Raw genomic sequence first — 13700 nt, forward strand, 5'->3', positions numbered from 1 at the left:
GTCGGGGGCTGCCCGGTGCGGGGCGGGGACCGGCTGCTGCTGGTGGCCCGGCACGCGGCGGGGCCGACCGGCGTACTGCTGGATCAGGCCTCGACGACGCCCGAAGCGGCGATCTCGATCTTGGCGCGGGTGGCGCCGGAGGGGGAGCCCAGGGCCTCGACCTTGTCGACGACGTCGGTGCCCTCGACGACCTTGCCGAAGACGACGTGCTTGCCGTCGAGCCACGGGGTCAGGACCGTGGTGATGAAGAACTGCGAGCCGTTGGTGTTGCGGCCGGCGTTCGCCATCGACAGCAGGTACTTGCTGTCGTGCTTCAGGTCGAAGTTCTCGTCCGCGAACTTCTCGCCGTAGATGCTCTTGCCACCGGTGCCGTTGTGGTTGGTGAAGTCACCGCCCTGCAGCATGAACTGCGGGATGACGCGGTGGAAGCCGGAGCCGGCGTAGCCGAAGCCGTTCTGGCCGGTGGCCAGCTCGCGGAAGTTCTGGGCGGTCTTCGGGACGACCTTGTCGAACAGCTCGAAGACGATGCGGCCGGCGGGGGCACCGTCGATGGTGATGTCGAAGAATACGTTGCTCATGGGTCCCATCCTGTCACTCCCGGTGCGGAACGCGACCCGGCGGGGCCCTGGAGCGCCCCGGCACACCGCCCATCCGGGGCTTTCCGGGCATGTTCGACGTGCGTTCGGGAGGGGCCGGGACGCCGTGCGCCCCGGCCCCTCCCGGTCAGCCTCCGGTACGGGTGCCCGTGCCCTTGGCGGCGTCCAGCGCGTACACGCAGCGGTCCTTGCTGCACGCGTACACCACGCCCGCCTCCGCCACCGGAGCACCGGTGATCTCGCCGCCCGTGGCCAGCTTCCAGCGGAGCTGCCCGCCCGCCGCGTCCAGGGTGTACAGGCAGTGGTCGGCCGAGCCGAAGTGGACCCGGCCGTCCGCGACCACCGGCGGGCCGGTGATCTCCCCGCCGGCCGCGAACCGCCACTTCGGGGTGCCGGTGACCGCGTCCAGCGTGTACAGGGCGCTGCCCGCGCCCAGGTGCACGTTGCCGCCCGCCACCAGCACCGGGTCCGCGGCCGGGCGCGGCTCGGTGGCGATGCGCCAGCGGTCCTTGCCGGTGGCGGCGTCCAGGGCGTAGACGGTCCCCAGGTAGTCGGCCAGGTACACGCCGCCGCCCGTGACGGCCGGGCCCGGCGCGAACGCGGGCGGGGCCAGGAAGACGGCGGGCGCCTCGAAGTGCCAGCGGACCCGGCCCGAGGCCCGGTCGACGGACAGCACCCGGGTGCCGGCGGCCACGTACACGTTGCCGTCGGGGGCCGGGGTGACGCGGACCGGGACGTTGCCGCAGGAGGCCGCGTCCCCGACCGGGTAGGACCAGGCCTCCAGGCCCGAGCGGGCGTCGAGGGCGCGCAGCCGGGCGTCCTGCCAGACGTAGACCGTGCCGTCGTGGAGGACGGGGGCCGCCTCCGGGGTCTCGAAGTCGGACTGGGCGCCGCTCAGCTCCCACAGCCGCTGCCCGTTCGAGGCCTCCCAGCCCTGGACCCCGCCGCCGCGCGTGGCGGTGATGACGGTGCCCCGCTCGGCGCGCAGGGCGTACACCCAGGCGTCGGCGTTCAGCCGCCACCGCTCGGAGCCGTCCTCGGCGTCGAGGGCGAAGAGGGAGGGGCCGTCGGAGGCGTGGATGCGGCCGTCGGCGACCGCCATGGACCAGGCGACGTCCCGCGTCTTGAACTGGCGCCGGCCGCTGCCGACGTCCAGGGCGTGCACCTCGAAGGAGGTGACGTACAGCAGGTCGCCCGCGACGGTCGGGGTGCCCCACACCTCGTTCGACATGCGGAAGCGCCACGGCCGCCAGCGGCCGCTGTCCGGCGCCGGACCGGGCGCCGGTACGGCCGGGGCCGCCACGCCGGCGGCGGCCGACGGGGTCCCGGCCGGCGGGCGCACCCAGCCGGTCGCCGAGTCCGTGGCGGCGAGCCCGGCCGGGGCCGAGGCCGTCGCCCGCGGGCCGGGCCCGATGGGCACCGGGGAGCCGCCCAGGCGCACCGGGGCGCCCGGCAGCGAGGAGACCGGCGACATCGGCGGCCGGTCCGGGCGCGGCGGCAGCGCCTGCCCGGTCCGCGGGTCGGTGAAGGGGTCGGCGGTGCCGCGCGCGGGCCGGCGGTGCGTGGCCGGCCCCGAGAGCGGCGGCGCGGCGTCGTGGCCGGAGGGGCCGGACTGGCCGGACAGGCCGGGCGCGTGCCCGCGGGCGGGCGCGGGGCCCCCGTGCGGGGCCTGCGAGGGGCCGCCGGGCGAGGGCACGCCGGGGACGGGCGTACGGTTGCCCGCGCGCCGGGCCTCGATCATCGCCACGGCCCGCGCCGGGAGCCACGCCGAGGCGGTCCCGCTGTCGTCACCGCCGTCGAAGAGGTGCGGGGCGAGCTGCGCCTGGAGGTCGGCGGGGGTCGGGCGCTGGGTGGCGTCCATCTGCATGCAGGAGTCGATCAGCGGCCGCAGCTCGTCCGGCAGCCCGTCGAGGTTGGGGCCCTCGCGCAGCAGCATGAACACCGTCTCGACCGGGTTCGCCCCGTGGTACGGCGGGTGCCCGGTCGCGGCGAAGACCAGGGTGGAGCCGAGCGAGAACACGTCGCTGGCGCCCTTGACGCTGCGCGAGTCCTTCGCCTGCTCCGGCGACATGTAGGCGGGGGTGCCGACGGCCACGTTCGTCATGGTCAGCCGCGTGTTGGACACGCCGCTGGCGATGCCGAAGTCGATCACGCGCGGCCCGTCCTCGACGACCAGCACGTTCGACGGCTTCAGGTCGCGGTGGACCAGGCCCGCCCCGTGGATGGACTGCAGCGCCTCGGCGATGCCGGCCGCCAGCCACCGCACGGCCTGCACGGGCATCGGCCCGCACTCGTTGACGATCTCCTCCAGCGAGGGCGCCGGCACGTACGCGGTCGCCAGCCAGGGCACCGCCGCGCGCGGATCGGCGTCGACCACGGCCGCGGTGTAGAAACCGGACACCGCGCGCGCCGCCTCCACCTCGCGGGTGAACCGCACGCGGAACAGCTGGTCCTCGGCGAGCTCGGTGCGCACCGTCTTGATCGCGACCCGCCTGCCGGACGCCGACCGCGCGAGATAGACCAGCCCCATGCCGCCGGCGCCGAGCCGTCCCAGCACCTCGAAGGGGCCGATCCGTCTCGGGTCGTGCTGCGTCAGCTGCTCCACCACTCGCCTCCACACCTCCCCGTACGGGCCCTCTGCCCGGGCCCGCGCTCTCACGGCGCGTCCGCCAGCGCGCACCGGCACGGCGGACGGCCGCCCGGCGTCCCGTGCGGCTGCTCCGGCGGAACGGCGCCCCGTCCCGCCGCGTGCGGCGTCCGACTCCGGGCCCGTGGCCAGGAGTCGCGCAATCACGATTCTGTCAGGCCCGCGCCTGGTCCGGCCCCGGCTCCCGCCTTCGGCTTCACGCGCCGCCCGTCAGCCCGTCTCGGAGAGGATCCCGAACACGGCCCCCTGGTTGTCGGCGACGACGGCGATCCGGCCGTAGGGCGTGTCGAACGGGTCGGCCGTGACGCGCCCGCCGAGGCGCTGGACGGTCGCGACGGCCCGGTCGCAGTCGGGGACGGCGAAGTAGGCGAGGAAGTGCGCGGGCATGATCTCCGGGAAGGCGTCGGTGATCAGCGTGCGGCCCAGGACGGCGGTCTCGGAGCCGGGAGCGGTGCCCGGCGGGGACCACACGCGGTAGGCGATGCCGGTCTCCGGGTCGTCCTGGTCCTCGGGGACGTAGCCGAAGACCTTGGCGTAGAAGGCGTCGACGGCGTCCCGGGCGCGGGTGTAGACCTCGGACCAGCAGTACGTGTTCGGCTCGTCCTGGGCCTCGAAGCCGTGGTGGGTGCCGGGCTGCCACAGCCCGAAGACGGCTCCGCCGGGGTCCGCGGCGAGGGCGGCGGTGCCGTAGGGGCCGACGGGCTGGGGGTCCATGACGAGCCGGCCGCCCGCGGCGCGGATCCGCTGGGCGCAGGCGTAGGCGTCGGTGGTGTACAGGTAGACGCCCCAGACGGTGGGCATGCGGCCGTCGGGCTTGGGGGCGAGGGCGGCGACGTTGCGGCCGCGGCTGTAGGCCTGGGTGTAGCCGCCGTACTCGGGGCCCGCGCCGCCGCTGAAGGTCCACCCGAAGAGCTCACCGTAGAAGCGCTTGCCGGCCTCGACGTCGGGGAGCGAGGCGTCGACCCAGCAGGGGGAGCCTTCCGCGAATGCGACCATGGGGAGGTTCCTTCCGGTTCCGCTGGGTCCGTCCCTGATGGACATGGTCCGCCCGGAATCTTGTCCACACCCTGTTGATAAGACTATTCGGGGGATACGGGGTGGTGCGCGGCGGTACGGGGCCTCGCGGGCCGGGACGCGGCCCGGCCCCCGCCCCCGCCCTGGCCCCGCCCCGCCCCCGGCCCGCAATTCGGCCGAAATCCGCCGCCGCAGGGCACCCCGCGACCGCTCCCCGGCTGGTCGGCGGGCCCGTAACCCCATTTGCAGGCGGCCGAATAGCGCGCCGGAGCCCCCTCGGTAAGCTGACGGCATGACAGGACAAGTACGCACCGTCGACGGGCGTGTCGCCGGCCGGCGCGGCCAGGCGACGCGGCAGAAGCTGCTCGACTGCCTCAGCGAGATGCTCAGCTCCTCGCCGTACCGCGACGTCAAGGTGATCGACGTCGCGCGCAAGGCCGGTACCAGCCCCGCCACCTTCTACCAGTACTTCCCGGACGTCGAAGGTGCCGTCCTGGAGATCGCCGAGGAAATGGCCACGGAGGGCGCCCAGTTGACGGCGCTCGTCGAAGGCCGCAACTGGGTCGGCAAGGCCGGCTGGGCGGCGGCCGAGGAACTCGTCGAGGGATTCCTGGACTTCTGGCGCCGCAACGACGCCATCCTGCGCGTGGTCGACCTGGGCGCGGCCGAGGGCGACAAGCGGTTCTACAAGATCCGCATGAAGATCCTGAACTCCGTCACCAACTCCCTTACGGAGTCGATGAAGGAGCTCCAGGCCAAGGGCAAGGTCGACAAGGAACTCAGCCCGGCGGCGATGGCCGGCTCCCTGGTCGCGATGCTGGCCGCGGTCGCCTCGCACCAGAAGGGCTTCCAGACCTGGGGCGTCAAGCAGGCGGAACTCAAGCCGAACCTGGCGCTGCTCGTGCACCTGGGCGTCACCGGCAAGAAGCCGACCAGGTGACGGCGGACCCCTCCGAGGGGTCCGCCGGCTCGGCCCGTACGTCCGTGACGTCCGTGACGTCTGTGGCGTCTCTGGCGTCTGTCGTCCGCGTCTGCCGCGTTGGCCGTGACGTCTGCGATCAGCGTCGCTCCAGACGGAACAGCCTGATCTCGCGCTCGATGCGCGCCTGGTACGTCGCGTACGGCGGCCAGAACTTGAGTACCGCCCGCCACGCCTCGGCCCGTTCGACCCCCTCCAGCAGGCGGGCCCGTACGGCGATGTCCCGCCCCTGCCAGTTCACGTCCGCTTCCGGGTTCTTGAGCAGGTTCCCGGTCCAGGCCGGGTGGCCGGGGCGGCCGAAGTTGGAGCCGATCAGCAGCCAGCTCGCGCCCCCCTCCTCCGGCATGCACGCGAGCGGGGTGGTGCGCGGCTCGCCGCTCTTCGCCCCCCGGGCCGTGAGGATCACCCCGGGCAGCATCCGGGCGCTGAGCAGCACCTTCCCGCCGGTCAGGCGGTGCACCGCCCTGTCCATGGCGGGGATGAAGTGCGGGGCGATCCGGGCGAAGAGGAGGGTCGAGGAGACCTTCTGCATGAGCTTGACGGGGAGGGTCGCGCCGGGAGCCATCAGACGGCCGCCTTCCGGGGAGTCGCGGACGGGTCGGGGGTGGGCGGTTCCGGGGTGAGCGGCTCGGGCCGGGCGTGCTCGGCGGGTGCGGCGGGCTCGGCGGGGTCGGCGGGCTTGGTGAAGAGGCCGGCCCGGTGCGCGGCGTGTGCGCGGAGCCGGTGGACCGGGCCGAAGAGCAGCTCGTCGGCGGCCGCCCGCTTGAAGTAGAGGTGGGCGTCGTGCTCCCAGGTGAAGCCGATGCCGCCGTGCAGCTGGATGGCCTCTCCCGCGGTGACCCGCAGCGCCTCCAGGGCCTGCGCGAGGGCGAGCGCGCCCTGCTCCCGGTCCCAGGCCGCGTAGTAGACGGCGGAGCGGGCCGCCTGGACCTGGACGTAGAGGTCGGCGAGGCGGTGCTTGACCGCCTGGAAGGAGCCGACGGGCCGGCCGAACTGCTCGCGCCGGCCCACGTAGTCCACCGTCCGCGCCAGCGCCTGCCCGGCCGCGCCGACCGCCTCGGCGGCGATGACGGTGGCGGCCAGGAGACCGGTCGCGGCCAGGGCGGCGAGGGGGTCGGCGGCGCCCTGGCCCCGGGCGTCCTCGCCGAGCAACTCGGCTTCCACGTCCCGTAGTTCGATGCGGCCCTGCGGCCGGGTCTCGTCGAGGACGGCCTGCCGGGCCCGTACGAGGCCGGGCGCGTCCCCCCGCACGAGGAACAGCAGGGTCCGGGCCCGGGCGAAGCCGCCGGTGTGCGCGGCGACCAGCAGCAGGCCGGCACTGTGCCCGTCGAGGACCTGGGCGACCTCCCCGTAGAGCCGCCAGCCGCCCGTACCGGCGTCGGCGCGCGCCTGCACCCCGCCCGCGCGGCCCCCGCCGGCCCAGTCGCCGGGGGTGTTGTCGCCGGTCAGCGCGAGGGCGGTGGCCAGGGCGGGGCCGGGGACGGCGAGCGCGGCGGTCAGCTCCCCGGCGGCCAGCGCGGGCAGCAGCGCCGAGCGCTGGGCGTCGGTACCGAGGGCGCCGATCAGCGGGACGGCGAGGGCGGCGGTGGCCAGCAGCGGAGAAGGCAGCAGCGCGCGCCCGGTCTCCTCGCAGGCCAGCGCCAGGTCCGAGGGGGCGCAGCCGACGCCGCCGTACTCCTCGGCGATGGCGATGCCGGGCAGGCCGAGCTGCCGGGAGAGCTGCTGCCACAGCTCGCGGTCGTGTCCGGCGTCGGTCCGGACGGCGGTCTTGACCTCGTCCGGGCCGCAGTGTTTGCCGAGGATCTCGCGCAGGGTACGGCGCATCTCGTCCTGTTCCGCGGTGAAGGCGGCATCCATCGTCGGGGCTCCCTCCCGTATCTGACGGGGCGTCATGTTAGGGCGGCGGGGGCGAGAAGCACAGGGTGCGGGGGGCGGGGTTTCCGGGGTCCGGGGGGCGGGGGCCCGGGGGCGGGGGCTCGGGGATTTCGGGGCTGGGTTCGGGGACTTCGACGGCGGGCGCGGGGTTACATCTGACAGTGCGTCAGATGTACCGTCCTCCCATGCCTGGACCCCTGTCTGTACCGCCCGAGCCCCCCTCCTCACCCCGCCGCCGGGTCGCGGTGGTCGGCGTCGCCCTCTCGGACTGCGGCCGGGTCGACGGCCCGACCCCCTACGCCCTGCACGCGCAGGCCGCCCGGCGGGCGCTCGCCGACTCCGGCCTGGACCGCTCCGTCATCGACGGCTTCGCCTCGGCCGGCCTCGGCGTCCTCGCCCCGGTGGAGGTGGCCGAGTACCTGGGGCTCCGGCCCACCTGGGTCGACTCCACCTCCGTCGGCGGCTCCACCTGGGAGGTCATGGCCGCCCACGCCGCCGACGCCATCGCCGCCGGCCACGCCAACGCCGTCCTGCTGGTCTACGGCTCCACGGCCCGCGCCGACATCAAGGCCCGGCGGCGCACGTCGAACCTGTCCTTCGGGTCCCGGGGACCGCTCCAGTTCGAGGTGCCGTACGGGCACACGCTGGTCGCCAAGTACGCGATGGCCGCGCGCAGGCACATGCACGAGTACGGGACGACCCTGGAACAGCTCGCCTCCGTCGCCGTCCAGGCCCGGGCCAATGCCGCCGCCAACCCGGACGCCATGTTCCGCGACCCGATCACGGTCGAGGACGTCCTCACGTCCGACCCGATCGCCGACCCCTTCACCAAGCTGCACTGCTGCATCCGCTCGGACGGCGGCTGCGCGGTGCTCCTCGCGGCGGAGGACTACGTCCCGGACAGCGCCAAGGCCCCGGTCTGGGTCCTGGGCACGGGCACCGCCGTCTCCCACACCACGATGTCGGAGTGGGAGGACTTCACCGTCTCCCCCGCCGCCGTCTCGGGCCGCCGGGCCTTCGCCGCCGCCGGCCTCACCCCGGCGGACGTGGACCTCGCCGAGATCTACGACGCCTTCACATACATGACCCTGGTGACGCTGGAGGACCTCGGCTTCTGCGCCAAGGGCGAGGGCGGCGCCTTCGTGGAGAAGGGCCGCCTGCTGCGGGACGGCGAACTCCCGGTCAACACGGACGGCGGCGGCCTCTCCGCCTGCCACCCGGGCATGCGCGGCCTGTTCCTCCTGGTCGAGGCCGTCCGCCAACTCCGCGGCGAGGCGGGCCCGGCCCGCCAGGTCACCAAACGCGGCGGCACCGGCCTCCCGGAGGTGGCCCTGGCCTCGGGCACCGGGGGCTGGTTCTGCTCATCCGGGACGGTGCTGCTGGGGCGGGGGTGAGGGGGCGCTCGCGGTGCGGGCCCGCCATCTCCCCCGCGAGGGGCCGGGGGCCGGCCGGTGGCTGCCCGCCCGCCTCCCCGGGTGCGGGGCGGTGGGCGGGGGCGGTCGCCCGCCGGGCGGCATCGATCAGCGGGCCGGGGCCGGGGGCTGTCGGGGTCTGAGCCGGGCGGTCTCAGGGAGGGCCGGGGGCTTCCCGTCAGTCCCACTGTCCTTCCGCGTCGGGCCGGTCGGTCAAGGGCGCTCCCTCCGGTCGCGTCGCTTCGCGATGGCCTTCGGCCACCCTTGACAGCCCGACCCGCCCCGGAAAGACAAGGACTGCCGGGAACCCCCCGAAGGAACGGGACGGACGTTCCTTGGACCTGCGGCGGGATCAGCGATCAGCCGGGTGGGGCGGGGGCCGCCTCGCCGGGCATCCGGGCCGACATGGCCGGCAAGCGGGACCGACGGACGCGTCAGATCGCTACACGCTTCGCCCGTCTCGGCGGCTTCGGTCCGTCTGGGGCTGGTCATAGGCAGGCTGGACGTTGGTGACGGCGGTCGTGAACTCACGGCCCGACGCATTCCGGATGTACGCCAGTTCCATCCAGCGCTCGTAGACGTCTGAGTCCGAGACGTTCTCGTTGATCACGGCCATCAGCATGCCCTCGACACCGGAAGCGATGTCGCGGACATATCGGCCGAGTAGGCGGTGCGGGACGTACTCGTACTGGTCATTCATGTGGCGGCTCCTCGAAGGAATCAAGAAAGCGCTCCCAGCCGGCCAACGCCCGGTCGAGCAAGTCCGGGGTTGGGGCCCTCACCATCGCCCTGCTCAACGAGGTTTCCTCGTCTGTCGGGTGGGTAATGCGGAGCATGCCGCTCGACGATGCCCGTAGCGGTGGATGGGCGACCCCACTCGACCGTGGTGATTTCCGCATGACGACTCCGATCTCTCTGCATGCCGAGGACCGATGGGGGAGGATCGACTTGGTACTCGGTCTTCTGCGAAAAAGTAGCCACGGCGCCTCTCGGCACCCCGGAAAACCCTTCCGGGGTCCGCCCGGACAATGAGGTGATGCTCAGGACATGCGAGGGATGACAGCGAACCTGACCATCGGCGAACGCGTCGCCTGGTACCGCCGCCGCCGTGGCCTTTCCCAAGAGGTCTTGGCCGGCCTTGTCGGACGCACCGCTGACTGGCTGAGCAAGGCAGAGAACAACCGGATCGAACTGGACCGGCTCTCGGTGATCACCTCACTCGCCGAAGCCCTCGACGTCTCTCTTGGGGATCTACTCGCCGAGCCGAACCTCATGGAATGGTCAGCCGACAGCGGCCATCGCACTGTCCCGGCGTTGCGCGCGGCACTCATGGACTACACCCAGCTCACGCCCTTGCTGGGGTGTGCGCCGAGTGACGAACCACCTGCTCTTCAGGACCTTCGGATGCACGTGGCCGAAGTCCTCGGCGCCTACCAGGCATCCCGTTACGGCTTGGCCACTCGGCGTCTCCCGCTCCTCCTCTCCGGTGCCCACGCCGCATCCCGCGCCTACTCGGGGCGCAAGGGGGAAGAAGCCCACGCTCTGCTCGCCCTGGCCTATCACGGGGCAGCCATGGTGCTGGGCAAGGTCGGCGAGTCCGAGCTGGCATGGATCGCCGCCGACCGTGGCCTGGCGGCTGCGCAGCACAGCGGGCGAAGTGAGGTAACTGGTTCGCTCTTCCGTGCCGTTACCCACTGTCTCCTCGCCACAGGGCGCTTCACAGCGGCGATCCAACTCGTCCACGACGCATCCGGCGTCGTGCGGCGTGAACTGGACAACGCCGACGGCGAATGCATCTCCGTATGCGGGTCGCTCTTTCTCGCCGGAGCCATGGCTGCCGCGAGGGCAGAGGACCGAGCAACCGCACATGCCTTACTTCAGCAAGCCGACGAGAACGCCCACCGACTCGGAGGCGACGCCAACCACATGTGGACAGCCTTCGGCCCCACCAACGTGGCGATACATCGCGTGGCTGTAGCGGGGGAGCTCGGCGATATCCAAATCGCTGCGGATCTCGGCCCGAGAATCGACACCAGCGGCATGCCGGTGGAGCGGCGTGCGCGGCATGGCATCGAAGTCGCGCGGGCGCTGAGCGCCCGGAACCGAACCGACGAGGCCTTGGCAGTCCTGTTGGAGGCCGAGCAGCTCGCCCCCGAACAGGTACGACACCACTACCTGAGCCGAGCGCTGGTCATCGGCTGGGTACGCGGCACTCGAGGCCGACCGGCCCATCCTGTGGTCGGCCTGGCCCGCAGGCTCCGCATCGTTGCCGGGGGCTAGAGTCCGATCCGTGAGCAACAACGAGCACGAAGCGAAGATGGCCCGCCCCCGCATGGCGGCCGGTGCGCTCTTCTTCGACGAAGCCGATCGAATCCTCCTCGTAGAGCCCTCCTACAAGGACTACCGGGACATCCCGGGAGGGTACGTCGAGCACGGCGAATCGCCCCGACAAGCCTGTGTGCGCGAGGTCTTCGAGGAACTGCGCATCCGCCCGAACATCGGCCGTCTCCTCGTCGTCGACTGGGCGCCGACCCCAGGAGAGGGAGACAAGATTCTCTACCTCTTCGACGGTGGCTACCTGAGCGCAGACCTGCGCGGCCGCATCACTCTGCAAGCGGATGAGCTGCACGGATACGGCTTCCACCCCGCCGAGCACGTACCTGACCTCACCATCCCCCGCTTGGCCCACCGGATCGCCGCCGCTGTCCAGGTCCGGACAACCGGCCTGACCGCATACCTGGAGCATGGAGAACCCCCGGAGTCGGCGGGCTGACCCCACGAGGCAAGTCCGTCGCGGATCTGCTGAAAATGGCCCCGGTCAGCGGCCCTGCGATGCTGGGTGGACGAGCGAGAGGGGTGGCGGGATGCGGTGGACGGTGCATGGGGAGCGGGTCGTCTATGAGGACCCCTGGGTGAACCTGTGGTGTGCCGATGTGGAGACCCCCGACGGGAACCGGTTCGAGCACCACGTGGTCAAGCTGCGGAACCTGGCCGTGGCCGCCGTGGTCAACGAGCGGCGCGAGGTGCTGATGATGTGGCGGCACCGGTTCATCACCGACACCTGGGCCTGGGAGCTCCCGATGGGGCTGGTCGAGGACGGGGAGACGCCCGGGGAGGCCGCCGCGCGGGAGGTGCTGGAGGAGACCGGGTGGCGGGCCGGGGAGATGAGGCCCCTCGTGTACGCGGAGCCGGCCGCCGGGATCACCGACTCGCAGCACCATCTGTTCCGGGCCGACGGGGCGGAGTACGCGGGGCCGCCGGTCGAGAGGAACGAGTCGGACCGGATCGAGTGGATCCCGCTGGCCGAGGTCCGGGGCATGATCGACCGCCGCGAGATCGTCAGCAGCGGGACCCTCGTGCCCTTGCTGTACCTGCTGGTCGACGAGGGTGGCCGCCAACGCGGCATTTGACAGAGGGCTTTGACGTCCGAATGGCCGTCCCCCTACGTTCGGGTCCATGGATCTCTTGCGCTATACGGCCTTCAGTACCGACCCGCTCGGCGGGAACCCGGCGGGTGTGGTGTTGGACGCCACCGGTGTGGACGAGGCGACGATGGCCGCCACGGCGGCGGAAGTCGGCTACTCGGAGACGGCGTTCGTCGTGCCCCGGCCTGACGGGGATCTCGACATCCGCTACTTCAGCCCTGAGGTGGAGGTGCCGTTCTGCGGGCACGCCACCATCGCCACCGCCGTCGCCCACGCCCACCGGTACGGGGTGGGCGCCCTGCTGCTGCACACCCAGGCGGGCCCCGTCCCGGTGACCACCTCGACGGGGCCGGACGGGGCGGTGGTCGCCACGCTGGTGAGCGTCGAGCCGCGTACGGCGGACATCGCCGGGGACGACCTGGCGGAGCTGCTGGCCGCACTGCGCTGGTCGGCCGCCGACCTGGACCCGGCGCTGCCTCCCCTGGCGGCGTACGCGGGGGCCTGGCACCCGGTGATCGCGGCGGCCGGCCGGGAGCGGCTGTCGGACCTCGACTACGACATGGCGGCGCTGGGCGCGCTGATGGCGCGCCGGGGCTGGACGACGATCACCCTGGTGTGGCGGGAGTCGCCGACCGTCTTCCACACCCGCAACCCGTTCCCTCCCGGCGGTGTGGTCGAGGACCCGGCGACCGGCGCGGCGTCCGCCGCGCTGGGCGGGTACCTGCGGAGCCTGGGCCTGGTGGAGGTGCCGGCGGTCCTGACCGTCCACCAGGGCGTGGACATGGGCCGGCCGAGCCTGATCACGGTGGGCGTGCCGGCGGAGCCGGGGGCGGGCATCGAGGTGACGGGCACGGCGGTCCCGATCGCCTGAGGGGCCCCTGCGGCCCTACCAGTCCAGCCCCTCCAGCGGGCGGCCGTCTGCCGCTATGCGCAGGTCGTGGTGGGTGTGGTCCAGGTCGATCAGGCGGATGTGGGACGCGTCTCGCCATTCGGCCTGGAGGACGCCCCTCGGGTAGCCGGGAGTGTACGAGGCCACCGGCCAGCGGCGGGCCGTGGGGAAGGTGCCGGTGGTGATGTGGACGCTCCAGGGCGGGTCGCCCAGGCCCGGGCCCCGTTCCACCACCAGGCGGCGGCCCGAGCCGTCCGGGGCGGGGACGTCCCACTCCCGGTCGGGGAAGGGGTCGGCCGCCACCGAGTACGCCGGGACGGCCAGCACCCCGAGCACCGTCGCCCCCACCAGGCCGAGGCCGGCGCCCTTGCGGACCCCCGGGCGGCGGGAGGTGAGCAGGGCGGCCCCGGTGAGGGCGAGGGCGGCCAGTGCGGCGAGGAGCGCGGGGTGGTTCAGCTCGGCCGCGAGGGCCGGGCCGCCGGGCCGGTCGTAGTGGGCGGCGGCGAACGCCGTCAGGGCCGACGCGGCGGCCAGGAGGATCAGCGAACGCCCTGCCGCTCTGGGGATGTCCATGACCGGAACCCTAGGGCCTGTCGTCAGACTCCCGCCGGCCGGTTCGTCCACGTCCAGCCCCGCAGGATCGGGTCCGCGAAGGCCCCCGCCAGGACCGAGTACGCGGTCCCGGCGGGGGTGTTCCGGGGCGGGGTCAGGCGCAGGGACGCGGTGCCGGACGGGTAGGCGGCCTCGTAGTGCCAGCCCGGCGGGAGTAACGAGATCAGCCGGACGGCCGCCAGTTCCGGGGCCGCGCCCTCGGGGCCGCGGCCGTCGGGGGCGACGACGAGGTGGTACGAGGTGGTGCTCAT

At 73.3% G+C, this 13700-nt stretch carries 14 protein-coding genes; 6 read left to right on the forward strand and 8 right to left on the reverse strand.

The features are described from left to right. Window positions 1-83: 83 nt before the first annotated feature. The 3 genes from AB0O29_RS22050 to AB0O29_RS22060 all read right to left on the reverse strand — a co-directional run bounded on the left by AB0O29_RS22050 (window position 84) and on the right by AB0O29_RS22060 (window position 4239). Window positions 84-578: a peptidylprolyl isomerase gene (locus tag AB0O29_RS22050; RefSeq protein ID WP_365153822.1), complete on the reverse strand. Its 495-nt coding sequence runs from the start codon at window positions 576-578 to the stop codon at window positions 84-86. 145 nt (window positions 579-723) lie between these two features. Further along, window positions 724-3204 (reverse strand): PQQ-binding-like beta-propeller repeat protein, encoded by a 2481-nt coding sequence (locus AB0O29_RS22055; RefSeq protein WP_365153824.1) that lies wholly within the window; start codon window positions 3202-3204, stop codon window positions 724-726. Window positions 3205-3453: 249 nt separating this feature from the next. After that, window positions 3454-4239: a VOC family protein gene (locus tag AB0O29_RS22060; protein ID WP_365153826.1), complete on the reverse strand. Its 786-nt coding sequence runs from the start codon at window positions 4237-4239 to the stop codon at window positions 3454-3456. Between the two features lie 310 nt (window positions 4240-4549). Between AB0O29_RS22060 and AB0O29_RS22065 the strand changes: the two genes are divergently transcribed. Continuing rightward, on the forward strand, window positions 4550-5197 hold the full coding sequence (locus tag AB0O29_RS22065; protein ID WP_344163052.1) for a TetR family transcriptional regulator: 648 nt from the start codon (window positions 4550-4552) through the stop codon (window positions 5195-5197). Window positions 5198-5315: 118 nt separating this feature from the next. Here AB0O29_RS22065 and AB0O29_RS22070 read toward each other — a convergent pair whose 3' ends face one another. Both AB0O29_RS22070 and AB0O29_RS22075 read right to left on the reverse strand, forming a co-directional pair. After that, a complete protein-coding gene (locus AB0O29_RS22070) occupies window positions 5316-5801 on the reverse strand; it encodes a nitroreductase family deazaflavin-dependent oxidoreductase (protein ID WP_365153828.1) in 486 nt (161 codons plus the stop codon). Further along, window positions 5801-7093 carry an acyl-CoA dehydrogenase family protein gene (locus tag AB0O29_RS22075; RefSeq protein ID WP_365153830.1) on the reverse strand — a complete coding sequence of 431 codons (1293 nt, stop codon included), beginning with the start codon at window positions 7091-7093 and terminating at the stop codon, window positions 5801-5803. Before AB0O29_RS22075 ends, AB0O29_RS22070 begins: the two co-directional genes overlap by 1 nt. A 203-nt stretch (window positions 7094-7296) precedes the next feature. Here AB0O29_RS22075 and AB0O29_RS22080 point away from each other — a divergent pair, with 203 nt between their 5' ends. Then, window positions 7297-8505, forward strand: a complete 1209-nt coding sequence (locus AB0O29_RS22080; RefSeq protein WP_365153832.1) for an acetyl-CoA acetyltransferase — start codon at window positions 7297-7299, stop codon at window positions 8503-8505. Window positions 8506-8965: 460 nt separating this feature from the next. On the opposite strand, the gene AB0O29_RS22085 is transcribed toward AB0O29_RS22080, so the two are convergent. Further along, a complete protein-coding gene (locus tag AB0O29_RS22085; RefSeq protein WP_365153834.1) occupies window positions 8966-9223 on the reverse strand; it encodes a hypothetical protein in 258 nt (85 codons plus the stop codon). A 356-nt stretch (window positions 9224-9579) separates the two neighbouring features. Here AB0O29_RS22085 and AB0O29_RS22090 point away from each other — a divergent pair, with 356 nt between their 5' ends. The 4 genes from AB0O29_RS22090 to AB0O29_RS22105 all read left to right on the forward strand — a co-directional run bounded on the left by AB0O29_RS22090 (window position 9580) and on the right by AB0O29_RS22105 (window position 12819). Then, window positions 9580-10803: a helix-turn-helix transcriptional regulator gene (locus tag AB0O29_RS22090; protein WP_365153836.1), complete on the forward strand. Its 1224-nt coding sequence runs from the start codon at window positions 9580-9582 to the stop codon at window positions 10801-10803. A 10-nt stretch (window positions 10804-10813) separates the two neighbouring features. Further along, window positions 10814-11296 (forward strand): NUDIX hydrolase, encoded by a 483-nt coding sequence (locus tag AB0O29_RS22095; protein WP_365153838.1) that lies wholly within the window; start codon window positions 10814-10816, stop codon window positions 11294-11296. 91 nt (window positions 11297-11387) lie between these two features. Beyond that, the gene (locus tag AB0O29_RS22100) at window positions 11388-11933 is read left to right on the forward strand and encodes an NUDIX hydrolase (protein WP_365153840.1); all 546 of its coding nucleotides are present in this window, start codon (window positions 11388-11390) and stop codon (window positions 11931-11933) included. A 46-nt stretch (window positions 11934-11979) separates the two neighbouring features. Beyond that, a complete protein-coding gene (locus AB0O29_RS22105) occupies window positions 11980-12819 on the forward strand; it encodes a PhzF family phenazine biosynthesis isomerase (RefSeq protein WP_365153842.1) in 840 nt (279 codons plus the stop codon). 15 nt (window positions 12820-12834) lie between these two features. On the opposite strand, the gene AB0O29_RS22110 is transcribed toward AB0O29_RS22105, so the two are convergent. Further along, window positions 12835-13410, reverse strand: a complete 576-nt coding sequence (locus AB0O29_RS22110; RefSeq protein WP_365153844.1) for a hypothetical protein — start codon at window positions 13408-13410, stop codon at window positions 12835-12837. Between the two features lie 23 nt (window positions 13411-13433). Beyond that, window positions 13434-13700, reverse strand: a complete 267-nt coding sequence (locus tag AB0O29_RS22115) for a hypothetical protein (RefSeq protein ID WP_365153846.1) — start codon at window positions 13698-13700, stop codon at window positions 13434-13436.

The organism is Streptomyces sp. NPDC089915, assembly GCF_040684675.1.
Classification (GTDB): Bacteria; Actinomycetota; Actinomycetes; order Streptomycetales; family Streptomycetaceae; genus Streptomyces.

Bases quoted from the DNA above. Each gene is read 5' to 3' on its own strand.
- AB0O29_RS22050 (WP_365153822.1), bottom strand. From the start codon at position 578: ATGAGCAACGTATTCTTCGACATCACCATCGACGGTGCCCCCGCCGGC.
- AB0O29_RS22060 (WP_365153826.1), bottom strand. From the start codon at position 4,239: ATGGTCGCATTCGCGGAAGGCTCCCCCTGCTGGGTCGACGCCTCGCTC.
- AB0O29_RS22065 (WP_344163052.1), top strand. From the start codon at position 4,550: ATGACAGGACAAGTACGCACCGTCGACGGGCGTGTCGCCGGCCGGCGC.
- AB0O29_RS22070 (WP_365153828.1), bottom strand. From the start codon at position 5,801: ATGGCTCCCGGCGCGACCCTCCCCGTCAAGCTCATGCAGAAGGTCTCC.
- AB0O29_RS22075 (WP_365153830.1), bottom strand. From the start codon at position 7,093: ATGGATGCCGCCTTCACCGCGGAACAGGACGAGATGCGCCGTACCCTG.
- AB0O29_RS22080 (WP_365153832.1), top strand. From the start codon at position 7,297: ATGCCTGGACCCCTGTCTGTACCGCCCGAGCCCCCCTCCTCACCCCGC.
- AB0O29_RS22085 (WP_365153834.1), bottom strand. From the start codon at position 9,223: ATGAATGACCAGTACGAGTACGTCCCGCACCGCCTACTCGGCCGATAT.
- AB0O29_RS22090 (WP_365153836.1), top strand. From the start codon at position 9,580: ATGACAGCGAACCTGACCATCGGCGAACGCGTCGCCTGGTACCGCCGC.
- AB0O29_RS22100 (WP_365153840.1), top strand. From the start codon at position 11,388: ATGCGGTGGACGGTGCATGGGGAGCGGGTCGTCTATGAGGACCCCTGG.
- AB0O29_RS22105 (WP_365153842.1), top strand. From the start codon at position 11,980: ATGGATCTCTTGCGCTATACGGCCTTCAGTACCGACCCGCTCGGCGGG.
- AB0O29_RS22110 (WP_365153844.1), bottom strand. From the start codon at position 13,410: ATGGACATCCCCAGAGCGGCAGGGCGTTCGCTGATCCTCCTGGCCGCC.
- AB0O29_RS22115 (WP_365153846.1), bottom strand. From the start codon at position 13,700: ATGAGCACCACCTCGTACCACCTCGTCGTCGCCCCCGACGGCCGCGGC.